Below are 24,786 nucleotides of genomic sequence, written 5' to 3'. Positions count from 1 at the left end.
CGACCATGGCCGCGTCTTTCCGCGGCCGCCCGAACCCGGCCAGGCTCGCAGGATGATGATGGAACACATCACGTCCGCGTGCCCGCCTGGCCGGCGAATGTTAACGCTAACCTTGCGTCGGGGCGACCCGGGCCGGCGGCGCGTTCTGCCGGTGCTGGCCGAACTCCTGCTGCTGTGGATGGTGCTGATCGCGGGCGCGGCGCGCGCCGAGGACGGCTACGCGCTGTGGATGCGTTACGTGCCGATGGCTCCGGCGCAGGCCGTGGAAGCCCGGGCGCGCCTGCGCGAATTGGTCGCGCCGGAGGCCACGCCGACCCAGCGCGCCGCGCGCGACGAACTGCTGCGCGGACTGGAGGGCTTGCTGGGGCGGGCGCCGCGCCTGTCCTCCGGCCCCATCGGCGAGGGCACGCTGCTGCTGGGCACGCCCGCTTCCTCGCGGTGGATCGCGACGCTGGGCGATGAAGTGCGCGGATTGGGGCCGGAAGGCTATTTCCTGCGCCAGACGAACATTGACGGAAAAGAAACCCTCGTCGTCGCAGGCGGCGGTGACATCGGCGTGCTGTACGGCGTGTTCCATCTGCTGCGGCTGTTGCAGACCGGTGCTTCGCTGCAGGCCCTGGAGATCCGCGAAGCCCCGCGGCTGAAGCTGCGGTTGCTCAACCATTGGGACGATCTGGACGGGCACGTCGAACGCGGCTATGCGGGCGCGTCGCTGTGGGACTGGCACAAGCTTCCGGATTGGCGAGACCCGCGCTACACCGACTACGCTCGGGCGAACGCGTCGCTGGGGATAAACGGCACCGTCCTCAACAACGTCAACGCCAATGCCCTGAGCCTGACGCCGATGTACCTGGAAAAGGCGGCGGCGCTGGCGGATGTCTTCCGTCCCTATGGCATCCGCGTGTACCTGAGTGCGCGCTTCAGCGCGCCGATCGAGATAGGGGGGCTGGACAGCGCCGATCCGCTGGACCCGCGGGTGCGGCGCTGGTGGCGCGAGAAGGCGCGCGAGATCCACGGTCTGATTCCCGATTTCGGCGGCTTCCTGGTGAAGGCCAATTCCGAGGGCCAGCCCGGCCCGCAGGACTACGGCCGCTCGCATGCCGACGGCGCGAACCTGCTCGCCGACGCGCTGGCGGATTACGGCGGCGTGGTGATGTGGCGCGCCTTCGTCTATTCGCACGAGGTCCCGGACGATCGCGCCAGGCAGGCCCATGCCGAGTTCGTCCACCAGGATGGCCGGTTTCGTCCGAACGTGCTGCTGCAGGTGAAGAACGGGCCGATCGATTTCCAGCCGAGGGAGCCGTTCCATCCCCTGTTCGGCGCGATGCCGAAAACGCCGCTGATGATGGAGTTCCAGATCACCAAGGAGTATCTGGGCTTCGCCACCCACCTGGTCTATCTGGGCACGCTTTATGAAGAGACGCTGCGCGCCGATACCCATGCGCGCGGCGCCGGATCCACGGTGGCGCGGGTCGTGGACGGTTCGCTGCACGGCGCGGCGCTGACCGGCATGGCGGGCGTGGCCAACGTGGGCGCCGATCGCAACTGGAGCGGTTCCCACTTCGATCAGGCCAACTGGTACGCGTTCGGCCGGCTGGCGTGGAATCCCCATCTGGCCGCGCGTGACATCGCCCGCGACTGGGTCGCGATGACCTTCTCGCCCGACCCGGCGGTGGTGCGGCCGGTGGTGGACATGATGATGGTATCGCGCGAGGCGGCGGTGGACTACATGACCCCGCTGGGCCTGCATCACCTGATGGCACGCGGTCATCACTACGGCCCCGGCCCCTGGGTCGACGGTGGCCCGCGCGCGGACTGGACCTCGGTCTACTATCACCGCGCCGATCGCGACGGCATCGGCTTCGATCGCAGCGTCAGGGGCAGCAATGCCGTGGCCCAGTACATGCCGCCGGTGGCGCGCGTGTTCGGCGACGTCGATCGCGTGCCCGAGCCGCTCCTGCTGTGGTTCCACCACGTGCGCTGGGACCATCGCATGCAATCCGGGCGTTCCCTGTGGGACGAAATGGTTCACCGCTATTCGCGCGGCGTGGCCCGCGTGGGCGACATGCGCGCCACCTGGGAGGGCCTGCGTGGCCGGGTGGACGACGTGCGGCATCGCGAAGTGGCCGCCTTCCTGCGCATCCAGCAGCGTGAGGCGCAGTGGTGGCGCGATGCGAGCCTGGCCTACTTCCAGTCCATCAACGGGTTGCCGCTGCCCGCAGGCGAAGCGCCGCCACCGCGGCCGCTGGCGTACTACCAGTCCCTGCGATTTCCCTATGCGCCGGGAGACGGACGATGAACCGGGGAGCCTTGTTCGCCCGGGGCATCGCCTGCGTCGCGCTGTGGTGCATGGCGGCGCCATGCACGCACGCGCAGGAAGCGAACCGCCCGGCGTTGCTGCATGAGTTGTTCCAGGATCACGCGGTCTTGCAGCGCGATGCGCCGCTGCGTATCTGGGGCCAGGCCGCGCCGGGGCAGCAGGTCAGCGTGTCCTTCGCCGGCGCCGCGTCGGCGACGCGGGCGGGGAACGACGGCGCATGGGAAATCCGCCTGCCCGCGCAGGCGGCTGGCGGACCCCATGATCTGCGGGTCGAAGCGGGCGATGCCGTGCAGACCGTGCGCGACATATGGCTTGGCGATGTATGGCTGTGCGCCGGGCAGTCGAACATGGAACTGCCCGTCTGGCGCTCGCTGGATGCGGGCGGGGAGATCGCCGCCGCCACGGACGCGCGCATCCGCCTGTTCACCGTTCCGCGGGCCGGTGCGATCACGCCGCAGTCGCACTTCTCCGAACCGACCGCCTGGCGGATTGCATCGCCGGAGACGGTGCGGGATTTCTCGGCGGCCTGCTTCTACTTCGCACGCGAACTGCGCAAGACGATCGACGTGCCGATGGGACTGATCCAGGCGGCCTGGGGCGGTTCGCGGATCGAGGCCTGGACCAGTGTGGACGCGCTGCGCGCGGGCGGGCAGGGGGGCGAGGCGCTCGACGTGCTGTCACTGTATGCCGCCGACCCGATCGCCGCGGTCGCGCGCTGGGGCGCGCACTGGCAGCGCTGGTGGAATGCGCGCAAGGAAACGGCCGCCGGTGACGAACCGTGGCGCGCGGATGCGCCGGCCGATCCGGCGTGGCGGCCGGCGTCCGCCGGACTCGGCGCCTGGGAGCGCTGGGGTGTCCCCGAACTGGCGGCCTACGACGGCATGGTGTGGTACCGCGCGCAGGTGGAACTGAGCGCGGCGCAGGCCGCGCGTGGGGCCGTGCTCGAACTGGGAGTGGCCGATGAAACGGACATGACCTGGGTCAATGGCGTGCCCGTCGGTAGCAGCTATGGCGCCGATGCCGCGCGCGCCTACGCGCTGCCGCGGGGCCTGTTGCGGGAAGGCGCCAACAGCGTGGTCGTCAACGTGCTGGATACCTGGCGCGAAGGCGGGCTCGCCGGCCCGGCGACCGCGCATGCGCTGCGCTTTGACGACGGCAGCCGGGTGCCACTGGATGCGGACTGGCGCTACCGGCCCGCGCCCGGTACCGACGCGCCGCCCAGCGCGCCCTGGCAGGCGGCGGCGGGTCTGTCGACGTTGTACAACGGCATGATCGCGCCGCTCGGTCGCTACGGACTACGCGGTTTCCTCTGGTACCAGGGCGAGTCCAACACCGCCGACGGCGCGCGCTACGCGGCGCGACTGCGCACGCTGCGCGCGGACTGGCGCCGGCAACTGGGCGACGGCCTGCCGATGCTGGTGGCGCAACTGGCCGGTTACGGCATGCCGCCTTCCGCACCGACGGAAAGTGGATGGGCGGAGGTCCGCGAAGCGCAGCGCCGGGTGGTGGCGGAGGAGCCGCGCTCGGGGTTGGCGATCGCGATCGACATCGGCGATCACTACGACATCCATCCGCCGAACAAGCAGGAACTGGCGCGACGGCTGGCGCGCGCGGCGCGCCACGTGATCTATGGCGAGCGCGCGCTCGCGCCTTCCGGCCCGGTGCCGCGCGAGGCGCGGCGGACCGCCGATGCGGTGGTGGTGACGTTCGATGGCGTCACCGGCGCGCTGGCGACGACGGGCGCGGCCGGTCCGATCGGCTTTGAGCTGTGCGGTGGCGAAGCGGACGGTTGCCGTTATGCGGGCGCGACGATCGATGGCCATCGTGTGGTCCTGCGTGCACCGCAACGGTCCGGCGATGCCGGACGGGTGCGCTACTGCTGGGCCGACGGGCCGACCTGCACCCTGCGTGACGGCGCCGGCCTGCCCGCCGGACCTTTCGAACTTCCACTCACCGCGGCCGAGACGACCCGATGAACGCATCCTTCCGCAACGGAATTCGCGCGCGCGATCCCAATCCGGATCGAAACACGTCGCCATGCCTGCCATCGTCGTCCCGAATAAGGACGATGGGATGGCTGCTCGCCAGCGGCCTGGCCCTGCTGCTGGCCACCGCGCCGGCGCATTCGGCGCCACCGGCCGACGCCGCCGCGCCGGTGTTCTTCGACTGGTTCGAGTACACCGGCCGCGACGCCGCGTTCGAACCGGCGCTGCCCGCCGGCCACTACCGCAATCCGGTGCTGGCCGGCTTCCACGCCGATCCCAGCATCGTTGCCGCGCGGGGCAAGTTCTACCTGGTCAATTCCAGCTTCACCTTCTATCCCGGCATCCCGGTGTTCGAGAGCGACGACCTGGTCCACTGGAAACAGATCGGCAACGTCATCGAGCGGCCCACCCAGCTGGATTTCGACGGGCTGAGCGTCTCGCGCGGCATCTTCGCGCCCACCATCGAATACCACGACGGGGTGTTCTACGTGGTCACCACGGCCACCGACAGCGGCGGCAATTTCATCGCCACCGCCCGCGATCCGGCCGGGCCCTGGTCCGATCCGCACTGGCTGCCGACCATCGGCGGCATCGATCCGTCACTGTTCTTCGATCAGGACGGCAAGGTCTACCTGCTCAACAACGACGAGCCGGTCGGTCCTCCGCGCTACGATGGCCATCGCGCGATCTGGATGCAGGAGATCGACCTGCAGCGCCTGCAGCCGATCGGCCCGCGCAAGGTACTGATCGATGGCGGCGTCTCCCCGGAAACGAACCCGATCTGGATCGAAGGACCGCATCTGTACCAGCGCGATGGCTGGTATTACCTGTCCGACGCCGAAGGCGGGACCGGGCCGCAGCATTCGCAGGTGGTGCTGCGCAGCCGGCAGGTGTGGGGGCCGTATGTGCCGTATCCGGGCAATCCGATCCTGACCCAGCGCGATCTGCCGGTCGATCGGTCGTTGCCGATCACCAACGCCGGGCATGCCGATCTGGTCGAAGGGCCCGACGGGACGTGGTGGGCGGTGTTCCTGGCCAGTCGCAATTACCAGCAGCGCCACTACAACACCGGACGCGAAACCTATCTGCTGCCCGTGCAATGGCGCGACGGATGGCCGGTGATCCTGCCGGCCGGCCAGACCATCCCGTACATCGCACGCGCGCCGTCGTGGATGCGCACAGATGCCGCGCAGGCGCCGTCCACCGGAAATTTCGTCCATCGCGACGAGTTCGACGGCATGGCGCTGGCACGCGAATGGCTGCGCGTGCGCGTGCCCAGGCGGGATTGGGCGGATCTGGCCACGCGCCCGGGCGCGCTGGCCCTCCATCCGCTGGCCGAAGGCCTGGACACGCTGCGCAACCCGGCGTTCCTGGGACGCCGCCAACAGCACCTTCGCTTCGATGCCAGCACGGCGATGTCGCTGCCCGGCGCCGGTGTCGCGGCCGGGCTGGCCGCGTTCCAGAGCGAGACGCATTGGTACTTGCTCGGTACGCGCCGAACAAGCGGCGGCAGGCTGCAGGTGTTCCTGGAGGGGCGGTGGGGCACCGGCGCCGCACGCACGCTTGCCACCCGCGAGGTCGAGGCCGGTGGCGCGCTGCGCCTGAAGATCGACGGTGACGAAGGCGCTTATGGATTCGCCTTCGATGCCGGCGACGGCCGCGGCTGGCAATCGCTGGCGCGCGACATCGACGGCACCGTACTGAGCACCGACCGGGCCGGCGGCTTCGTCGGCACGTTGCTGGGTCCCTTCGCGCGCGACGAACGTGCCCACTGAGCGGGAGAGAACGATGACCATCACCGAACCGAAATGCCAGGCACACCTCCGCAACGCGTCGCGCCTGCGCGCGCTGGCCCTGTGCGCGCTCGCGTTGCTCGCCGCGCGCCCCGTGGCCGCGGATGAACCAGCGCCCTGGCTGGATACCCGTAGCGGCTTCGAGGAACGCGCGGCGGCGTTGGTGGCGCGCATGACGCTGGAGGAAAAGGCCGCGCAGATGCAGAACGCCGCGCCCGCCATCGAACGCCTCGGCGTGCCCGCCTACGACTGGTGGAACGAGGGCCTGCACGGGGTCGCGCGCGCCGGCCAGGCCACCGTGTTTCCGCAGGCGATCGGCCTGGCGGCCACCTTCGACGTGCCGCTGATGGGCGAGGTCGCCACCGCCATCAGCGACGAGGCGCGCGCCAAGCACCACCAGTTCGTGCGCGAGGGCGCGCATGGCCGCTACCAGGGCCTGACCTTCTGGTCCCCGAACATCAACATCTTCCGGGACCCGCGCTGGGGCCGTGGCCAGGAAACCTATGGCGAGGATCCCTACCTGACCGCGCGCATGGGCGTGGCGTTCGTGCGCGGCCTGCAGGGCGACGACCCGACGCACCGCAAGCTGGACGCCACCGCCAAGCACTTCGCGGTGCACAGTGGCCCGGAAGCCGACCGCCATCATTTCGATGCCCGTCCGAGTCGGCGGGATCTGTTCGACACCTACCTGCCCGCGTTCGAGGCGCTGGTGAAGGAGGGCCAGGTGGACGCGGTGATGGGCGCCTACAACCGCGTCTACGGCGAGTCGGCCAGCGCCAGCCGGTTCCTGATGCGCGATCTCCTACGGCGAGATTGGGGCTTCACCGGCTACGTGGTATCCGATTGCTGGGCCATCGTCGATGTATGGAAGAACCACAAGATAGTGGCCACCCGCGAGGAAGCAGCCGCGCTGGCGGTCAAGAACGGCACCGAACTGGAATGCGGCGAGGAATACGCCACGCTGCCCGCCGCCGTGCGCCGGGGCCTGATCAGCGAGGCGGAAATCGACGAGGCGGTGACGCGGCTGTTCACCGCGCGGATGCGGCTGGGCATGTTCGATCCGGCGTCGCGCGTGCGCTGGGCGCGCATGCCGTACACCGTCAACCAGTCGCCGGCGCACGATGCGCTGGCACTCAAGGCCGCCCGCGAATCGCTGGTGCTGCTGAAGAACGACGGCATCCTGCCGTTGTCGCGCAGCCTGAAGCGCATCGCGGTGATCGGCCCGACCGCCGACGACACCATGGCGCTGCTCGGCAACTACTTCGGCACGCCGGCCGCGCCGGTGACCCTGTTGCAGGGCATTCGCGACGCGGTGCCGGGGATCCGGGTGACCTACGCGCGCGGCGTGGATCTGGTGGAGGGGCGCGACGACCCCGCTGCCACCCCGCTGATCGAAGCGACCTACCTGCGACCGTCCGCCGATTCCGTCGAACGCGGCCTGCGCGGCGAGTACTTCCGCAGCCGGGATCTGTCCGGCGCGCCGGCGCTGGTGCGAACCGACGCGCAGATCGGATTCCGCTGGGATCGCGGATCGCCCACCGACAACCTGCTCGCGCGTGGCGAGGCGGCGCCGGGGCAGGGGATACCGAGCGACGGCTTCAGCATCCGCTGGAGCGGCCAACTGCTGCCGCCGGTGTCGGGCAAGTACCGGATCGAGGCGGCGGCCGACGACGGCTTCCGCCTGTACCTGGATGGCGTGCGGGTGCTGGATCACTGGACCGCCAGCGATCGCCTGCGCAGCGATGGCGTCGAGCTGGATCTTCAGGCTGGCCGCGCCTACGACCTGCGCCTGGAGTACTACGATGGCGAACGCGATGCCGCGGTCCGGCTGGCCTGGCGCATGCCGGGCGCCAAGCCGCCGTTCGAGGAGGCGCTGGATGCGGCGCGCGACGCGGACGTGGTGATTTTCGCGGGCGGACTCACCGGCGATGTCGAAGGCGAGGAAATGACCGTCAATTATCCCGGCTTCGCCGGCGGCGACCGCACCGATCTGCGCCTGCCGGCGACCCAGCGCAAACTGCTGGAAGCGCTGCACGCCACCGGCAAACCGGTGGTGCTGGTCCTGACCGGCGGATCCGCACTGGCGGTGGATTGGGCCGACGCCAATCTGCGCGCCATCCTGATGAGCTGGTATCCCGGTCAACGTGGAGGCTCGGCGGTGGCCGAGGCGCTGTTCGGCGACATCAGCCCCGCCGGCCGCCTGCCGGTCACGTTCTACAAGGCGGATGAAGTACTGCCTGCATTTGACGACTATCGCATGCAGGGACGCACCTACCGTTACTTCGATGGCACCCCGCTGTATCCGTTCGGGCATGGGTTGTCGTACACCCGCTTCGACTACCGGCGCCTGCGGGTGGACAAGCGTACGGTGAAGCCGGACGCGACGGTGCGGATCAAGCTGCGGGTGGAGAACATCGGCGAGCGCGCCGGTGATGAAGTCGTGCAACTGTATGTCCGCCCCGTCCAGGCCCGGCCCGGCGATGCGCGGCAGGAGTTGCGCGGTTTCCAGCGCATCCACCTGCGGCCCGGCGAACGGCGCGCGCTGACGTTCGACCTGGTGCCGGAGTCCGCCCTGCGACGCTACGACGAAGCACGCCAGGCCTACATTGTTCCACCCGGCCGCTACGAGGTGCGGGTGGGCGGCTCCAGCGCCGACGCGCGTGCCACTGCGCAATTCGAGGTGAAGGCCGCCGATGACTGATTCAACCGTGGGACCGGCATCGCCGGAATTGCATGGCACCGATGCCAGGGGGAAAACACGCATGTCCAGCCGAGAACAGCCGCTGTCGATCCGCGAGAAGCTGGGCTACAGCCTGGGCGATCTCGCGGCCAACCTGATTTTCCAGACGCTGATCACCTATCTGGCGTTCTTCTACACCGATGTCTACCGGCTGCCGCCGGCGACCGCGGCCACCATCATCTTCGTGGTGGGACTGCTGGGCGCGTTCGTGTTCACGCCAGTAATCGGCATCGTCGCCGATCGCACCTCCACCCGCTGGGGCAAGTTCCGGCCCTGGATCCTGTGGACCGCGGTGCCATTCGGCGTGCTGTCGCTGCTGGCCTTCAGTACGCCGCAACTGGGAGAGCGGGGCAAGATCATCTACGCGCTGGCCACCTACAGCCTGCTGGTGCTGGTGTACGCGGCCAACAACCTGCCGTATTCGGCGCTCAGCGGCGTGCTCACCGGCAGCATGGCCCAGCGCAACAGCCTGTCCTCGTACCGGTTCGTGGCGGTGATGATTGCCCAGTTCATCATCCAGGTGCTGCTGCTGCCGCTGGTCCTGATCCTGGGCGACGGGGATCGGGTGAGGGGATTCGAGAGCGTGATGACCCTGTTCGCGGTGGTTGGCACGGTGTTCTTCCTGATCACCTTCCTCACCACGCGCGAGCGCATCGTTCCCACCCGCGAGCAGTCCGCCGGCGTGTTGCAGGATCTGGCCGATCTGCTGCGCAACCGGCCGTGGCAGGTGATGCTGGCCCTGACGGTGCTGGTGTTCACCAACCTGGCGTTGAAGGGCGGCACCTACATCTACTATTTCCAGTACTACATGAGCGAGGCCGCGCTGGCCGCTTTCCTGCGCGATTCCGGTTTCAATGGCCTGATCGCTTCGTTGAACGCCATGCTGACCGGCGCGGGCCTGGCCGGCTTCCAGTGGCCGGAGGATCCGGCCACGTCCACCTTCAGCCTGTTCAACGGCGGTGGCATCGTCTGCATGATCCTGGGCATCGGCGTGTCGCGCCGCCTGGCCGATCGGTTTGGCAAGCGCGATGTCTTCGGCGTCGCGCTGCTGGTCTCCACGCTGTTCCTGCTGGCGTTCTACCTGTTTCCGCCCACCGCGGTGGGCTGGGTGTTCGTCGCCTTCATGCTGCACGGCTTCTGCTACGGCATCACCATCCCGCTGTTGTGGGCGATGATCGCCGACGTGGCCGACTATTCGGAATGGAAGAACCACCGGCGGGCCACCGCGATCATCTTCTCGGCGATGCTGTGCGGGCTGAAAATCGGCCTCAGCACCGGCGGTGCGCTGGTCGCCGGCATCCTCGCCCATTACGGCTACCAGGCCGGGCTGGAAACTCAACCGGCCGCCGTGGTGGACGGCATCCGCCTGACCGTCAGCGTCTATTGCGCCCTTCCGTTCCTGATCGCGGTGGCGCTGCTCTTCATCTACGAGATCGACAAGCGGATGGAAGTGCGCATCGAGCACGAACTCGACCAGCGCCGCCGCGCCGTCGACCGCCCCCTGCACGCCGAGGTTTCCTCCCCATGACCGACATCCTCCCCCACGGAGAGCCGGCAACGCCGGCCGCCGAACTGGAACGACTGGCCGCGTGCGCCATCTCGCAGCCGTTGCTCACCCATCTGTACACCGCGGATCCGTCAGCGCATGTGTTCGACGGGCGCCTGTACATCTACCCGTCCCACGACATCGACGGCGGCGCCGCCTTCGACGACGACGGTGGCCATTTCGTCATGGAGGACTACCACGTGCTGCGGATGGATTCGCCGGATGGCCCGGCGACCGATTGCGGCGTCGCCCTGCACTTACGCGATGTGCCATGGGCGGAGCGGCAGATGTGGGCGCCGGACGCGGCTTGCCGCGATGGAAAGTATTACCTGTACTTTCCCGCCAAGCAGGCCGATGGCCTGTTCCGGATCGGCGTGGCCGTTTCGGAGCGACCGGAGGGACCGTTCACCGCCGAGCCCGAACCCATCGCGGGCGCCTACTCGATCGACCCGGCGGTCTTCCGGGACGATGACGGCGAGCACTACCTCTACTTTGGCGGCATCTGGGGCGGGCAACTGCAGAAGTACCGCGACAACCGCCATGATGCCACGCACGAGGAGCCGACTCCGGACGCGCCCGCGCTCGGGCCGCGGGTGGCCCGCCTGGATACCGGCATGAAGACGCTGGCCGAACCCGCGCGCGAAATCATGATCCTGGACCAGCAGGGACAACCCCTGCGCGCCGGCGATCACGAACGACGGTTCTTCGAGGGCGCCTGGGTGCACAAGCATGCAGGCCGCTATTACTTCTCCTACTCCACCGGCGACACCCATTTGCTCTGCTACGCGGTGGGCGACAGCCCCTATGGGCCGTTCACCTACCAGGGCGTGATCCTCACTCCGGTGGTCGGCTGGACCACGCACCACTCCATCTGCGCGTTCGCGGACAAGTGGTACCTGTTCTATCACGACGCCCTGCTGTCGGGCGGCGCCACCCACCTGCGCACCGCCAAGTGCACGGAACTGCGGCATGACGCGCACGGCCACATCCGCACCATCCACCCCTATGGCGACTGAGACCCGTCGTTTGCCCCGGGACGATGCGTCCGCACCGATGCCGCCGGGCGAAACGATTCGTCTGCACAGGGGATCGCTGGAGGTCGAGCTGGCACCGGCCGCCGGCGGCCGCGTCGCCCGGATCCGGTTCGACGGCGTGGATTGGCTGATTGGTCCCCTCGATGGCTGGCCCGACACCATCGCGTGGGGTTGTTATCCCATGGTGCCGTGGGCCGGACGCGTGCGCGCGGGTCGCTTCCAGGCAGGTGGGCGCGCCTACCAACTGCCGGTGAACTTCGGGGGCCACGCCATCCATGGCCTCGGCTTTTCCCGCTCCTGGCGAATCGAGTCGCAGGATGACGACACCGCAACCCTGTCCCTGCTGCTGCCGCAGGATGGCTACTGGCCTTTTGGCGGTCTCGCGAGACAGGTAATCACCCTGCACGACCACGGTCTGCGGCTGGACCTGTCGGTACAGGCTGGCGACCAGCCCATGCCGGCCGTGCTGGGCTGGCATCCCTGGTTCCGCAAGCCCGACCGGCTCGTCTTCCATCCCTCGGCCATGTATCCGCGGGACCACGATGGCATCGCGACGCTCCCGCCGGTGCCGCCCCGGCCCGGCCCCTGGGATGACTGCTTCATCGCCGAAGACGGCGCCGTGCTGGAACGCGCGCGGCAACGACTCCACGTCACATCCGATTGCACGCACTGGGTGGTGTACGACGGCGCCGGGCACGCGACCTGCGTGGAACCACAGACGGGGCCGCCGGACGGATTCAATCTTGCGCCGCGCATCGTTGAGCCGGGACAGACGTTGGCAATCTGGATGGTGTTGCGGTGGTCATGAAGCGTTGGCGGCTCCACCAGTATTGAACGCCGGGGGATTGAACGCCTTCAATGGCAGCAACCGCCGCTTCGCCAAGCGCGTGGCCAAGCTGGGCGTTTTCCTCAAGCAGTTTGCTGCCGATAACGGCATCGACCCATCTGCGGGACAGCAACTGATGAACACGCCGGTCGCTGACATCGACCCGATGTGACAAAGAGGATGAGCCTGCACGATACGCAAGATCGCGCAGGCCATCTCTTTAGAAAAGGCGGTTTGCAGAAAGCACCTTTGTCCATGCGAGGCTCATGAGCGTGCCTCTCCGCGGACGGGCATTGACCAATGACTCTCCTGCACTGCAAGGACAGGTGGCGGTCAACGGTGATCTCTATCACAAGTGTCCGCTTGAAGCGTAATGAAAGTGGCGATGGCATTCACCTCATTGCATCGTTGGCGCACCACTTGGGTGCAATGATGTTCATGCCATTGCATTATCAAAACCGCTCCGATATTTATTACAACGCCATTACGGCAAAGTTAAAACTGACAGGGGGCGCGGTACAACAACGTCTTTGTTTTTCGGATTCGCAGGAATTCCGGCTTGGAAGGGGGCCGGCAGACCGGCGACGCGTCCCAGCGTCCCGTAGTCGCTTCTCCCCCACAACAGGAGCCGGTTCCAAATGAAGAGAGAGACATCCCGCACCGCTCACCCCCGCGCTGGCAGGCTGGCGCTTGCCCTGACACTCGCGCTCGCCAGCAGCTCGGCATGGGCGCAATCCACGACCGGCAATATCTCCGGCAGCGTGGCCAATGGCGCGGGCAAGACCGTGCTCATCGAGAACAACAGTGGTTTCAGTCGCGAGGTCGCGGTGGATGAGCGCGGCCGATACGCCCTGGGCAACCTCCCGCTGGGCACTTACAAGGTCACGGTGAAGCAGGACGGCGCGGCGGTCGAAACCCGCGAGAACGTGGCCATCACCGTGGGCGCGAGCACTGTCGTTTCGTTCGCGGGCACGGGCGACCTGCAGACCCTGAGCACGGTCAGCGTGACCGGATCGCGACTCAATCCCATCGATGTCACCACGGTGGATACCCGTACGGTGGTGACCTCTGAACAGCTGCTGCAATTGCCATTGGGGCGCACCGCCGAAGCCATCGCGCTGCTGGCGCCGGGTGTGGTCAACAACAGCGGCGGATTCGACAACGGCCCGCTGGGTGGTTCGCTTCCCAGTTTCGGCGGATCCGCCGCCAGTGAAAACGCCTACTACCTCAACGGCTTCAACACCACCACGGCCAGCAACAGCCTGGGCGGCCTGACGCTGCCCTACGGGGCGATCGACCAGCAGGAAATCTTCACCGGCGGCTACGGCGCGCAGTACGGCCGCAGCAATGGCGGCGTGATCAACCAGGTCGGCAAGCGCGGCGACAACGAGTGGCATTTCGGCGCGGCGGTGATCTGGGAACCGAATGGGCTGAAGGCCAAGCAGAAGAACATCTACTGGCGTCCCGACAGCCTTGGCAGCACCAACAAAAACACTGCCTACGACTACGCACGGGCCGCCAACGGTCTGTACCAGCCGTTGAGTGAGAGCGAATCCAGTACGACCACCTACAGTGCCTATGCCGGCGGCCCGATATTCAAGGATCGGCTGTTCTTTTTCGTCGCCGCCGAACAGGCGGATTCCGATGGCGTGCGCGTGCTGTCCAACCGTGATTCCGCCAACGGCGCCAACGGCGGCTGGACGGACTACAGCTACACCCAGCAGCGCTGGTACGCAAAGCTGGATTGGTACATCACAGACAATCATCTGCTCGAACTAACCGGCGCCAGTGACGAATACGAAACCAGCGGGCAGATCTACCGTTACGACTACCTAACCCGCGAGCGCGGCACGTACTATGCCGACGATTCCCGACAGGAAGCCGGACCCACACTGTATCTTGGCAAGTACACCGGCTATTTCGGCGAGAACGTCACCGTAACCGCCCTGTATGGCGAAATGTCCACACCCGATGAGGTGACGCCATCCGGCTATGACCCAGCCAACGGCCCGCTGATCGCCGACGCCACGCAGCAGAATCCCGCGTACACCGGTGGTGCGCCTATCCTCGGCACGCAGAAGGTCATCTCGACCAGCGATCCGGACCGCGAGTACAAGAAAACCAATACCCGCCTGAATCTGGAATGGCGGGTCGGCGACCACACGCTCAGCTTCGGCATCGACAACCAGAAGTCCGAGGGCATCAACATCGGCTCTATCCTGTCCGGCCCCGGATACTCATGGACCTATGGCCGAACCGACGATCCCAACGGCCTGCAAACCAACGGCCTGATCACCCAGGCGGCGAATGAAGATGGGGGCATCGGTGCACCGAGCCCGGGCCTGGTGGATCCGGTGCATGGCGCCAGCGGCTACTACGTCATCAGGAACATCAACACCAGTCTGTATTCCTACGAGGCCAAGCAGAAGGCGTACTACATCGAGGACAAGTGGCAGATTACCGACAACCTGCTGCTCAACCTGGGCCTGCGCAAGGACGAATTCACCAATTACACGCCATTCGGCCAAGCCTACATCGAGGTCAAGGACGCATGGGCGCCCCGCATCGGTTTCAGCTGGGACGTCCACGGCGATTCCACCTTGAAGGTGTTCGGCAACCTTGGCCGCTACTACCTCGGCCTGCCACTGTCACCGGTTGGCCTGTTCACGCCGGCGATAAATACCAGTACCTACTACACCTACAGCGGTATCAACGCCGACGGCACGCCGATCATTTCCCAGCAGTTGGGATCCGCGGTGTCGGCCAACTCGCGCTTCGGCCGCATCGCGGATGTGCGCACCGCGGTGGCCAAGGACATCGAAGGCGAGAACCAGGACGAAATCATCCTGGGCTTCACCAAGCAGCTGGAGAGTGGCTGGGTTTACGGTGTCCGCGCTACCCATCGACGCCTGAATGCCAGCATCGACGACCAGAACTATGACGTGTCCAATACCGCCTTGATCGAGGCCGCCGCCGCGCAGGGCATCACCATTGACTGGTCGAAGGTATCCGGCGCGGCGCTGATCAATCCGGGCAAGACCAACACCTGGGGTGTGATTGGCACCGATGGCCAGTTCCATGAGGTCACGGTGACCCGCGAGGCGGCCGGATTCCCGGAACTCAAGCGCAACTACTCGGCGGTGGAGTTCAATCTGGAGCGTCCGTTCGACGGAAAGTGGTACACGAAGTTCAACTACGTGTGGTCGCACAGCTATGGCACCACCGAGGGCCAGTTGCGTTCGGACCTGTGGCGTACCGGTGGCGCGCTCGGCAGCTACCAGGGCCAGGCCTCGGTATCGACCACGCAGAGCTGGGACCACGCCGCGCTGATGGAACACTTCAACGGCGACCAGTCCAATGATCATCGCCACCAGATCAAGCTGTATGGCTACTACCAGCTGACTCCGGAGTGGGGCGTGTCCGGCAACCTGAGCATGATTTCCGGCGCGCCCCGCAACTGCCTGGGCAACTACTACGGCGACACCTACACCGGCACGGACCCGGCCGGCTATGGCACCAGCGCGATCACCGGCGGCCCGTACCACTACTGCTATGACCCGAGCACCGATACCGGCCGACCCTCACCCCCCGGGTCGCAGGGGCGTCTGGGTTGGGTGAACCAGATCGACCTGGGCGTGCTGTACAAGCCCGCCTTCGCCGAGGGCAAGCTGGCCTTCAGCTTCAACGTCTTCAACGTCACGAACGAGGATGCGGCGACCAACATCTACCCGTTCTCACAGCTGCCCGACAAGACGTTGAATCCGCTGTACAACCAGCCGGTCGCCTATCAGACGCCCACGTATGCGCGCCTGACCGTCAGTTACGACTACTGACCGGCGCAAACGCACGTCGCGGGCCTGGACGTGCGATGCGAAGGGCTGCCACCTCGCGTGGTGGCCCTTCTTCCTCTCATGTGCCGGTTCGTCGGCGCTGGCGAGCGGCGACCACCCAATGGGGTCCAAAAGGGCGCCGATGCCGTGCCGGTGTGAGGAAACCTGGATAGCGTCCTGCCTGCGGGGCAGCACGGGGTGCTCGTGCATGCGCCGCACGCTTGGGCTCGCCCCTGGTTGACTGTCTACCTACTAGTAGGTAAAGTCGCCTCACTCTCTGACAGGAACGACCCCGTGGGCATTTCTCCTATCGGCTGGCTCCACACACTGGGCAGCCTTCCGGCCATTCCCCTTGCCGCCTACATGCTGTTCAAGTACGGGCGGATCGTTCCCGAAACCCGCGCCGGGCGTGCGTATTTCTGGTTCATGCTGCTGGGGGTGCTGACGGTGTATCCGATTGCGCACCAGCCAATCAGCGCCATCGTGGCGTCCGTCACGCTGGCGATGCTGTTGCTGGGTTACGGCATCGCGCGGTGGCGAACGGCGAAGACCTTCTGGAAACATGTGCAAACGATTGCCCTGAGCATCAGCGTGTTCCTGCTGATGGTCCCCACGGTCAGCGAAAGCCTGCGCAGGCTGCCGGTGGGCCATCCGCTGGTGACCGATTTGAAGGACCCGCTGCTGCTCGGCGTGCAGGGCGCGCTGTTTCTGGCGTTGATCATCGGCATCCCCTTGCAGATGCTCGCGCTGCGCAGGCAAAAAATCCTCCAGGCCGGGTGAACGATTGATGCCTACTCCAGAAACAGACATGCAGCCGCAGTACTCGCCCAAGGCGCAGGAGATCATCCGGCGGGCGAACGAGCTGCTGGCCTCCGGCGGGTACAACGGTTTCAGCTATGCGGACATCGCGGAACTGGTCGACGTACGCAAGGCCAGCATCCACCACCACTTCCCCGCAAAAGTGGATCTGGTGAAGGCGACGGTGGCGCAGCATCGGGAGGCCACCCGGCGCGGCCTGCGCGCGCTGGACGAATCCACCCCGGATGCTTTCGCGCGGCTGCTGGCCTATTCGCGCTACTGGGCGGACTGCATCCAGGCCTCCAATCCACCCATCTGCATCTGCGCGCTGCTGGCGGCGGAACTGCCCGCGGTACCTGCCGAAATCGCCGATGAGGTGAAGGTGCATTTCAACGACCTTCATGCCTGGATTGGCCGAACCCTGGCGCAAGGCGTGGAGCAGGGCCACATGCGATTGAACGACACTCCGTCCGCGGAAGCGTCCGTATTCATGGCGTCGATACACGGCGCCATGCTCTCCGCGCGGGCGACCGGCAATGCCTCGGTGTTCTGGGAGATCGCGAAGGCGGCGACCGACCGGTTGAGGTCGGTGTAGAGCCGGCGAGCGGCCTAGTCCAGCTTCCACACGGAAACCGGAATCGAGCCGTCCGATCTGGCCGGCACCCGGTAGGTCAGCACGCCGTTGTCCAGGGTGTACTCGCGCTGCTGGCTGGTGCCTTCCCAGTTCGGGAACGAGGCGCCTTCGATGCGGAAGGTGAGGGTGTGCCGCGAGGCGTCGACCGCAATCGTGCCGTAGTGGGTGCTGGAACCCAGCGCGGCCGAGGCATACTCGTCGGCGCTGCCGCGTGCTTTGTCGTCCGAGGCGAACCGCAGGCGTTCGGACTTGAAGATCTGCAGGGAATAGCGCCCCCGGGCATCGACGATCAGGCGGCCCGTGGGGGACTCGCCGTAGTCCCGGACGCGTTCTCCGCCGGGCAGGATCTTGTCCGCCGCGACCAGTGTCCAGGTGCCCCGCAGGGGCGATTCCGGTGAAGCGGCGCGTGCGTCGCGCGCGGCCAGGCCGGCGAGCATCGCGAGGGTCATGCCGAGGATGGGATTCATGGCGGGGGAACCGTGCGTGGGGTTGGCGAAAACGGTACCCTGCCGCCAGCATTTCAAAAATGCATTCATGATGATATCTGTCATTCCAAAATCGAATCCTTGAAATGAAGCCCCTGGACATCACCGCGGTGCAGGCCTTCGTGACGGCGGCGGAACTGCAGAGCTTCACCCGTGCCGCCGATGCGCTGGAGACCACGCAGTCCGCCATCAGCCTCCGGCTGGGCAAGCTGGAGGCGCAGCTCGGCAGGCGGCTGATGGAGCGTTCGCCTCGCCATGTCCGGCTTTCCGCGGAAGGCCAGGCGTTCCTGGAGGTCGCGCGCGAATTGCTCTCGGCCCACGACCGCGCCGTCGCGGCATGGGATGTCGAAGCGCGCCGGCTGGTGGTTGGCATCAGCCACGAACTTATCGGCAGCGAACTGCCTTCGCTCCTGCGACGGATCAACGCCCACGATCCGGCTTTGCGGGTGGAGATGCGCGTGGGCGGCAGCCGCGATCTGATGGCGCTGTACGACCAGGATGAACTCGATGCGGCCTGGGTACTGCGGCCGGATGATCGTCGCAAGCGGGGCAAGGCCATCCATTCGGAGCCGATGGCCTGGGTGTCGGTGCCGGGATGGCGGCCGGTTCCCGGCCAGCCCTTGCCGCTGGCGACGCAGGGCAAGGCCTGCCGCATTCGCAACGCGGCCACGCGCGCGCTCGATGAAGCCGGCATTGCGTGGGAGGAAGTCTTCGTTGGTAGGGGCGCCGCCACGGTCGGCGCGGCGGCGACGGCCGGCATGGCCGTTGCCGTCCTGGCGCCGCGCACCGCGCCCCCTGGCACGGTGGACGCCGGCGACATACTCTCCTTGCCGCCGATTCCCGCGCAGGAAGTGATGCTCTACAGCAGCCTCAACGATCGCCGATCGCGCGAAGCCTTGCGCCTGATATCGCTGGCTTTCCAGCAGGCACGTTGAGCCGTCGAGTTTGCCTGCCATCGGCCAGTGGGCGGCGCGATTCAATCCGTACTTTTTCTATGGCATCAAGGTAAAGGCGCCACAGTGATCGACTCCGGGCCGGAGTATCTACTGCCGCTTCCGTCCTCTCTCAGGTGCCGTCATGTACCCGGATGCAGATGCCGCGCAGATCGGATTCTTCCGGGAGCATGGTTACCTGGTGGTGAGACAGGCCCTTCCGCCACCGGCGCTGGACGAACTGGAAAGTTACTGCGACATCCTCATCGCCCAGAAGAACGAGCTGGCCAACGACTGGGCATGGAGCCAGGGCGAGTCCCGCGAGAACCGCAGCTTCCGCATCGTGCAGTCCTCGCCGAGCAAGGTCTGGGCGGATATCGCCGTGCAGCCGTATCGCCGGTGGCTGGAACGTTTTTCGTCCCAGTTGATGGGACTGGACATGGCGTTCTGGTACGACCAGTTCCTCGGCAAACCGCCCGGACATGGCGCGGTCACCGAGTGGCACCAGGACGAGGGCTACTGGGGGCGCAATCTGGCCGACCGCGGCATCACTGGCTGGATTCCCCTGCAGGACGTGGACGCCACCAACGGTTGCATGCACTTCATCGACGAAGGACATCGGCTCGGCATCCTTCCACATCGCCTGGTCGAAGGCGTACAGAGCGATCTGCTCACTTGCGCGGTGGATGAAACCCGCACCGTCATCTGCCCGATGCAGCGCGGCGACGTGGCGTTCCATCATTCCAAGACGCCGCACATGAGCACCGCCAACCTTGGCCCCGCCTGGCGCAAGGCGGTCACCAACCATCTCCAGCAACGCGACGCGGGAGGCGAGGGCGATCACTATCCATGGCGGGTGAAGGTCAACCAGCGCACCGGCGAACGCAAGGCGGTCGGAAGCACGGACCAGAAGGACGACGGCAGAGCTTGACGAAGCGTGCCGGCATGCTCCGGTGCTCGCGCGCTCTCGGGTGAATGCTCGTAGAGCAATGGCGCTCAGGCTGCCACGGGTCCTGGGAATGGCGCTTGCAAGGGATGCCCGGAAAGCAGCGAATCTGGTCTCCGGAATCGAAAATTCTTCCAAATGGGCATGTTGGACCCGGCGACTTGACTGTGGCCCCGGCAAGCGTAGGATTTAGCCATCCGGGGGACAGACCCCCGGGCCGAACAACGACATGAGGGATTCTCATGGAATACGACTATCTGGTTTTCATCGGGCGTTTCGAGCCCTTTCATAACGGCCATGCCGCCGTTGCCCGCCTTGCGCTGAGCCGGGCCAAGAAACTCATTTTCCTGATCGGCTCGGCCGACACTCCCCGCACCATCCGCAATCCCTGGACCGTGGCCGAACGGGCCGTGATGATCCAGGCGGCGCTCGAAGGTTCCGTGGACCGGCTGTTGATTCGCCCCCTGCGGGACCACCTGTACAACGAAGCGCAGTGGATTGCCGGCGTCCAGCGCGCCGTAGCGGAAGCCATTCGCACCGATGGCGGTGATGCCGAAGCCAAGGTTGGCCTGGTGGGTATGGACAAGGATGCCTCCAGCTACTACCTGCGCGAATTTCCGCAATGGCCGCTGGTGGACGTGCAGCACACCGAAGCCCTGTCGGCCACCGAGTTGCGCCGCTATCTGTTCGAGGCCGGCAGCATCGACTTCCACGGCGCGTTGCTGATGCTGCGCGGCAACGTGCCGGCACCGGTCTACGACATGCTGGAGGCCTTCCGGAAGGCTTCCCCCGCCTACCCGCAACTGGTCGCTGAGTACCAGTTCATCGAGCACTACAAGGCCGCCTGGAAAGACGCCCCGTATCCGCCGACCTTCGTGACCACGGATGCCGTGGTGGTGCACTCGGGCCACGTGCTGCTGGTGCGGCGCCGCGCCGAACCAGGCAAGGGACTTTGGGCGCTGCCGGGCGGTTTCGTCGGCCAGAATGAGGGTCTGCTGGATGCCTGCCTGCGCGAACTGCGCGAGGAAACCCGGCTCAAGATTCCGGTACCGGTCCTGAAAGGGTCGCTCAAGGGCCAGCACGTGTTCGACCACCCCGAGCGCAGCCAGCGCGGCCGCACCATCACCCATGCCTTCCACTTCGATTTCCCCGCAGGCGAGCTGCCTGAGGTCAGGGGCGGCGACGATGCCGACAAGGCGCGTTGGATTCCGGTGGCCGAAGCGCTGGACATGGGTCCCAAGTTGTACGAAGACCACCTGCACATCCTGGAGTTCTTCCTGGGCCGAGGCTGACCCGACCCATCCCCGCCAGCGGATAGACCGCCGGCTTCACTCGACGCGAAGGAGCTTCCGTCATGCAATGCCTCAACAATCTTCTCCTCAACACCGACAGCTACAAGGCCAGCCACTGGCTGCAGTACCCACCCGGTACCGATGCCACGTTCTTCTACGTGGAATCGCGTGGCGGCACCTATGACCGCACGGTGTTCTTCGGCCTGCAGGCCATCCTCAAGGAATACCTGGCCAAGCCCATCACCCACGCCGACGTGGACGAGGCGCGCGATCTGTTCGCAGCGCACGGCGAGCCGTTCAACGAAGCCGGCTGGCGCTACATCGTCGATCGGCACGGCGGCCTGCTGCCCATCCGCATCCGAGCCGTGCCCGAAGGCACTGTCGTACCGACCCACAACGCGCTGATGACCATCGAGTCGACGGATCCGCAGGCGTATTGGGTTCCGTCCTACCTTGAGACCATGTTGCTGCGCATCTGGTATCCGGTCACGGTGGCCACCATCAGCTGGCATGCCAAGCAGACCATTCGCCAGTTCCTGGAACGCACCAGCGACGACCCGGAAGGCCAGTTGCCGTTCAAGCTGCATGATTTCGGCAGTCGCGGGGTGTCCAGCGTGGAGTCCGCCGCCATTGGCGGCGCCGCCCACCTGGTCAACTTCCTGGGCACGGACACGGTCTCCGGTCTGCAATTGGCCAAGGCCTACTACCATGAGCCGCTGGCCGGTTATTCCATCCCGGCCGCCGAGCACAGCACCATCACCAGTTGGGGCCGCGAGAATGAAGTGCAGGCCTATCGCAACATGCTGGCCCGGTTCGCCAAGCCCGGCGCGATCGTGGCCGTGGTGTCGGACAGCTACGACATCTACCACGCCATCAGGGAACACTGGGGCAAGACCCTGCGCCAGGAGGTCATCGACTCTGGCGCCATGGTGGTCATCCGACCCGATTCGGGCGATCCGGTGGCGGTGGTGCACCAATGCCTGGAACTGCTGGACGAGGCGTTTGGGCACGCCGTCAACGGCAAGGGCTACAAAGTGCTCAACCACGTCCGGGTCATCCAGGGCGACGGCATCAACCCGACCAGCATCCGTGCCATCCTGGAGCGCATCACCAGTGCCGGCTACGCCACTGACAACGTGGCTTTTGGCATGGGTGGGGCGTTGCTGCAGCGGCTGGATCGCGACACCCAGAAGTTCGCGCTCAAATGCTCGGCTGCCCATGTCAACGGCGAGTGGATTGATGTCTACAAGGATCCGGTCACCGACAAGGGCAAACAGAGCAAGCGTGGCCGCATGACCCTGCTGCGGCATCGCGAGTACGGCAACTATCGCACCGTGCCGGTACCGGCCGAAGCTGCATCGTTGGCCGATGTCGAGAAGCCGTTGGGCTTCGATGATGCGATGGTGACGATCTGGGAGGACGGAAAGATTCTCCACGACGACACGTTCGCCGACATCCGCACCCGCGCCAACGCCGCCCGGCTCTAAGCTCCGCTCAATGCTCCATCTTCCTCCCCGCGACCCGGCACGGCCAGGTCGCGCGGACACTTGCAGCCCGCGCCTGGCGCGCGGCTTCTCCCAGGAGACTGTCCATGTTTGGTTTTCGCTACGTCAAATCCTCCCCCAGCCAGTACGTGCTCCAGTACCGCAGTGGTCGTGTCGTCCGAGAAGGTACCGGCCTTTCCTTCTGGTACTTCGCTCCCCGGACCACGCTGGTCGGCATTCCCCTCAGTGCCGTGGAAGCACCTTTCATGTTCGAAGAGGTCACACGCGACTTCCAGCAGGTCACCCTGCAAGGTCAGGTCAGTTATCGAATCGCCGATCCCGCGCGTCTGGCAGAACAGCAGAACTACAGCTTGCTGCCCAATGGGCAATATGCATCCGAAGACCCTGAACGCCTGCCCTTGCGTGTCTTGAATGCGGTCAAAGCGAGGTTCCGGACGTTGCTGCTTGATTATGACCTGCGGGATGTCCTGCAGGGCACCGAACGCCTCTCGGCCTCGGCACATCGCAGCATCGCGGCGATGCCCGGCTTGACCACCCTGGGCATCGAGATCGGTGATCTGAACTTGTTGGCGGTCAAACCCAATCCCGAAACCGCCCGCGCGCTGGAGGCGCCGATGCGTGAGGAGATCCTCAAGCGGGCCGATGATGCGTTGTACGGGCGCCGCAACGCGGCCATCGAGCAGGAACGCTCGGTCAAGGAAAACGAACTTCGCAGCGAACTGATCATCGAACAGAAGAAACAACAGGTGAGGGAGACCCAGATCGAATCCGAGCGCAGCCTGCTGGCCCGGCGTCAGCAGATGCAGGCCGAGGATCTGGCCGGTCAGGTACAACTGGAGAAGCAGGCCGCGGAGCTGGTCCAACTACAGTCGGACAACCGCAAGCGGGAAGCGGACGTCAGGGCCTACAGCGTCCAGGCGCTGGTCAACGCGATGAAGGGGCTGGATGCCCGTTCCCTGCAGGCACTAACCCTGGGACAGACCACGCCAGAGGTACTGATGGCACTGGGATTCCAGAATATCGCCGACAACGCCGCCAAGATCGGGGAATTCAATTTCTCACCCGACCTGCTGCGACAACTTGCCACGACCAAGGGCTAAGTCATGGACGGCGACCGGAAAATCATCCTGGTGACGCGGCGTACGCGTCTCCAGGAACTGGTGGCCCGCCATAACACCGTGGAGCAGGCCCGTTTCCATGCCGAACACCTGGACATGGATTTTGGTGACTTCCTGGAGGAGGACCGGACATATCAACGTGCGATCACGGCGGTGGTCGCGATACTGACGCGCCATGGCCGGCTGCAGCGGTTGGATCGTGGATTCCTGCCCAACTTCCTGTTTCCACCCGAGTGCGTGGTTGTGGTTGTCGGCCAGGATGGTCTGGTAGCCAACACCTTGAAGTACCTGCAGCGGCAACCGGTGTTGGCGATAAATCCCGACCCGGATCGATGGGAGGGCATGCTGCTGCCGTTCCAGGTGGGAGATCTCGCCAGCGTGCTTCCCGAAATCCTGCAGGGAAGACGCGACACGAGGGAAATCACAATGGCCCGGGTGCAACTGAGCGACGGCCAGACCCTGCTGGCCGTCAACGACGTGTTCATAGGCATGCGTAGCCATGTATCCGCGCGCTACGAAATTATGCTTGGCTCAAAAAAGGAGCGTCAGTCTTCCAGTGGTGTGATCATCTCCACCGGGTTGGGATCGACGGGTTGGCTGAGGAGCGTGCTGACCGGTGCGCATGCGGTGGCAGGTACGGACGCCGGCCGGGAAATGCGCGAGGTACGCACACACGGCATGCCATGGGATAGCCACGACCTGGTGTTCAATGTCCGCGAGCCCTATCCGAGCCGTTCCACCGGTGCTGGACTCATCTTCGGGAAAATCCCCTCAGGGTGGTCATTGCGCATCCGGTCGATGATGCCGGAGAACGGCGTTATCTTCAGCGACGGGATCGAGGCGGACGGTCTGGAGTTCGGGAGCGGACTCGAAGCTGTGGTAGGGATACATCCGGAATGTGGACGTCTTATCCAGTAGCGTAGGACACGAACGCAACGCTCCAATGAATGGTGGCGCCACAGACATTCCGATTCGGCTGAACCTATGGGTGATATCGGGAGG

General features: G+C 65.9%; 18 protein-coding genes. 17 read left to right on the top strand and 1 reads right to left on the bottom strand.

Annotated features, from left to right (window positions below):
* The first annotated feature begins 97 nt into the window (after positions 1-97).
* From ACTJI2_RS12835 to ACTJI2_RS12785, 11 genes are all read left to right on the top strand, one after another.
* The gene (locus tag ACTJI2_RS12835; protein WP_440842336.1) at positions 98-2,299 is read left to right on the top strand and encodes an alpha-glucuronidase family glycosyl hydrolase; all 2,202 of its coding nucleotides are present in this window, start codon (positions 98-100) and stop codon (positions 2,297-2,299) included.
* Positions 2,296-4,296 (top strand): sialate O-acetylesterase, encoded by a 2,001-nt coding sequence (locus tag ACTJI2_RS12830; protein ID WP_440842335.1) that lies wholly within the window; start codon positions 2,296-2,298, stop codon positions 4,294-4,296. Before ACTJI2_RS12835 ends, ACTJI2_RS12830 begins: the two co-directional genes overlap by 4 nt.
* Positions 4,297-4,388: 92 nt before the next feature.
* Positions 4,389-6,080: a glycoside hydrolase family 43 protein gene (locus tag ACTJI2_RS12825; RefSeq protein WP_440842334.1), complete on the top strand. Its 1,692-nt coding sequence runs from the start codon at positions 4,389-4,391 to the stop codon at positions 6,078-6,080.
* Positions 6,081-6,093: 13 nt separating this feature from the next.
* On the top strand, positions 6,094-8,799 hold the full coding sequence (locus ACTJI2_RS12820; RefSeq protein ID WP_440842333.1) for a glycoside hydrolase family 3 C-terminal domain-containing protein: 2,706 nt from the start codon (positions 6,094-6,096) through the stop codon (positions 8,797-8,799).
* Positions 8,800-8,860: 61 nt separating this feature from the next.
* Positions 8,861-10,366, top strand: a complete 1,506-nt coding sequence (locus tag ACTJI2_RS12815) for an MFS transporter (protein ID WP_440842332.1) — start codon at positions 8,861-8,863, stop codon at positions 10,364-10,366.
* A complete protein-coding gene (locus tag ACTJI2_RS12810; RefSeq protein WP_440842331.1) occupies positions 10,363-11,400 on the top strand; it encodes a glycoside hydrolase family 43 protein in 1,038 nt (345 codons plus the stop codon). Before ACTJI2_RS12815 ends, ACTJI2_RS12810 begins: the two co-directional genes overlap by 4 nt.
* A complete protein-coding gene (locus ACTJI2_RS12805) occupies positions 11,354-12,226 on the top strand; it encodes an aldose 1-epimerase (RefSeq protein ID WP_440842330.1) in 873 nt (290 codons plus the stop codon). The genes ACTJI2_RS12810 and ACTJI2_RS12805 overlap by 47 nt, the downstream gene beginning before the upstream one ends.
* A 37-nt stretch (positions 12,227-12,263) precedes the next feature.
* Positions 12,264-12,416, top strand: coding sequence for a hypothetical protein (locus tag ACTJI2_RS12800; RefSeq protein ID WP_440842329.1), 153 nt, complete (start codon positions 12,264-12,266; stop codon positions 12,414-12,416).
* A 466-nt stretch (positions 12,417-12,882) separates the two neighbouring features.
* Positions 12,883-16,077, top strand: coding sequence for a TonB-dependent receptor (locus tag ACTJI2_RS12795; protein ID WP_440842328.1), 3,195 nt, complete (start codon positions 12,883-12,885; stop codon positions 16,075-16,077).
* 360 nt (positions 16,078-16,437) lie between these two features.
* Positions 16,438-16,854, top strand: a complete 417-nt coding sequence (locus ACTJI2_RS12790; RefSeq protein ID WP_440842327.1) for a hypothetical protein — start codon at positions 16,438-16,440, stop codon at positions 16,852-16,854.
* Positions 16,855-16,882: 28 nt separating this feature from the next.
* Complete coding sequence (locus ACTJI2_RS12785) at positions 16,883-17,467, top strand: TetR/AcrR family transcriptional regulator (RefSeq protein ID WP_440842325.1); 585 nt, start codon at positions 16,883-16,885, stop codon at positions 17,465-17,467.
* 14 nt (positions 17,468-17,481) lie between these two features.
* On the opposite strand, the gene ACTJI2_RS12780 is transcribed toward ACTJI2_RS12785, so the two are convergent.
* Positions 17,482-17,973 carry a lipocalin-like domain-containing protein gene (locus ACTJI2_RS12780; RefSeq protein WP_440842324.1) on the bottom strand — a complete coding sequence of 164 codons (492 nt, stop codon included), beginning with the start codon at positions 17,971-17,973 and terminating at the stop codon, positions 17,482-17,484.
* Positions 17,974-18,077: 104 nt separating this feature from the next.
* On the opposite strand from ACTJI2_RS12780, the gene ACTJI2_RS12775 reads away from it, so the two are divergent.
* From ACTJI2_RS12775 to ACTJI2_RS12750, 6 genes are all read left to right on the top strand, one after another.
* Positions 18,078-18,926, top strand: coding sequence for a LysR family transcriptional regulator (locus tag ACTJI2_RS12775; protein ID WP_440842323.1), 849 nt, complete (start codon positions 18,078-18,080; stop codon positions 18,924-18,926).
* A gap of 142 nt (positions 18,927-19,068) precedes the next feature.
* Complete coding sequence (locus ACTJI2_RS12770; RefSeq protein WP_440842322.1) at positions 19,069-19,854, top strand: phytanoyl-CoA dioxygenase family protein; 786 nt, start codon at positions 19,069-19,071, stop codon at positions 19,852-19,854.
* A 251-nt stretch (positions 19,855-20,105) separates the two neighbouring features.
* The gene (locus ACTJI2_RS12765) at positions 20,106-21,161 is read left to right on the top strand and encodes a bifunctional nicotinamide-nucleotide adenylyltransferase/Nudix hydroxylase (RefSeq protein WP_440842405.1); all 1,056 of its coding nucleotides are present in this window, start codon (positions 20,106-20,108) and stop codon (positions 21,159-21,161) included.
* Positions 21,162-21,223: 62 nt separating this feature from the next.
* Positions 21,224-22,648, top strand: a complete 1,425-nt coding sequence (locus ACTJI2_RS12760) for a nicotinate phosphoribosyltransferase (RefSeq protein WP_440842321.1) — start codon at positions 21,224-21,226, stop codon at positions 22,646-22,648.
* 104 nt (positions 22,649-22,752) lie between these two features.
* Positions 22,753-23,766: an SPFH domain-containing protein gene (locus ACTJI2_RS12755; RefSeq protein ID WP_440842320.1), complete on the top strand. Its 1,014-nt coding sequence runs from the start codon at positions 22,753-22,755 to the stop codon at positions 23,764-23,766.
* Positions 23,767-23,769: 3 nt separating this feature from the next.
* Positions 23,770-24,702, top strand: a complete 933-nt coding sequence (locus ACTJI2_RS12750; protein ID WP_440842319.1) for a sugar kinase — start codon at positions 23,770-23,772, stop codon at positions 24,700-24,702.
* The last annotated feature ends 84 nt before the right edge of the window (positions 24,703-24,786 follow it).

The organism is Pseudoxanthomonas sp. 22568 (assembly GCF_052044485.1).
Taxonomy (GTDB): Bacteria; Pseudomonadota; Gammaproteobacteria; order Xanthomonadales; family Xanthomonadaceae; genus Pseudoxanthomonas_A; species Pseudoxanthomonas_A beigongshangi.
The sequence above is the reverse complement of the archived record's forward strand: the minus strand, read 5'-3'. Positions and strand labels throughout refer to the sequence as shown.

Coding starts and splice junctions, on each gene's coding strand:
- ACTJI2_RS12835 (WP_440842336.1), top strand. CDS start 98: ATGTTAACGCTAACCTTGCGTCGGGGCGACCCGGGCCGGCGGCGCGTT.
- ACTJI2_RS12810 (WP_440842331.1), top strand. CDS start 10,363: ATGACCGACATCCTCCCCCACGGAGAGCCGGCAACGCCGGCCGCCGAA.
- ACTJI2_RS12760 (WP_440842321.1), top strand. CDS start 21,224: ATGCAATGCCTCAACAATCTTCTCCTCAACACCGACAGCTACAAGGCC.
- ACTJI2_RS12830 (WP_440842335.1), top strand. CDS start 2,296: ATGAACCGGGGAGCCTTGTTCGCCCGGGGCATCGCCTGCGTCGCGCTG.
- ACTJI2_RS12805 (WP_440842330.1), top strand. CDS start 11,354: ATGACGCGCACGGCCACATCCGCACCATCCACCCCTATGGCGACTGAG.
- ACTJI2_RS12770 (WP_440842322.1), top strand. CDS start 19,069: ATGTACCCGGATGCAGATGCCGCGCAGATCGGATTCTTCCGGGAGCAT.
- ACTJI2_RS12780 (WP_440842324.1), bottom strand. CDS start 17,973: ATGAATCCCATCCTCGGCATGACCCTCGCGATGCTCGCCGGCCTGGCC.
- ACTJI2_RS12820 (WP_440842333.1), top strand. CDS start 6,094: ATGACCATCACCGAACCGAAATGCCAGGCACACCTCCGCAACGCGTCG.
- ACTJI2_RS12815 (WP_440842332.1), top strand. CDS start 8,861: ATGTCCAGCCGAGAACAGCCGCTGTCGATCCGCGAGAAGCTGGGCTAC.
- ACTJI2_RS12750 (WP_440842319.1), top strand. CDS start 23,770: ATGGACGGCGACCGGAAAATCATCCTGGTGACGCGGCGTACGCGTCTC.
- ACTJI2_RS12795 (WP_440842328.1), top strand. CDS start 12,883: ATGAAGAGAGAGACATCCCGCACCGCTCACCCCCGCGCTGGCAGGCTG.
- ACTJI2_RS12755 (WP_440842320.1), top strand. CDS start 22,753: ATGTTTGGTTTTCGCTACGTCAAATCCTCCCCCAGCCAGTACGTGCTC.
- ACTJI2_RS12790 (WP_440842327.1), top strand. CDS start 16,438: ATGCTGTTCAAGTACGGGCGGATCGTTCCCGAAACCCGCGCCGGGCGT.
- ACTJI2_RS12825 (WP_440842334.1), top strand. CDS start 4,389: ATGGGATGGCTGCTCGCCAGCGGCCTGGCCCTGCTGCTGGCCACCGCG.
- ACTJI2_RS12775 (WP_440842323.1), top strand. CDS start 18,078: ATGAAGCCCCTGGACATCACCGCGGTGCAGGCCTTCGTGACGGCGGCG.
- ACTJI2_RS12785 (WP_440842325.1), top strand. CDS start 16,883: ATGCAGCCGCAGTACTCGCCCAAGGCGCAGGAGATCATCCGGCGGGCG.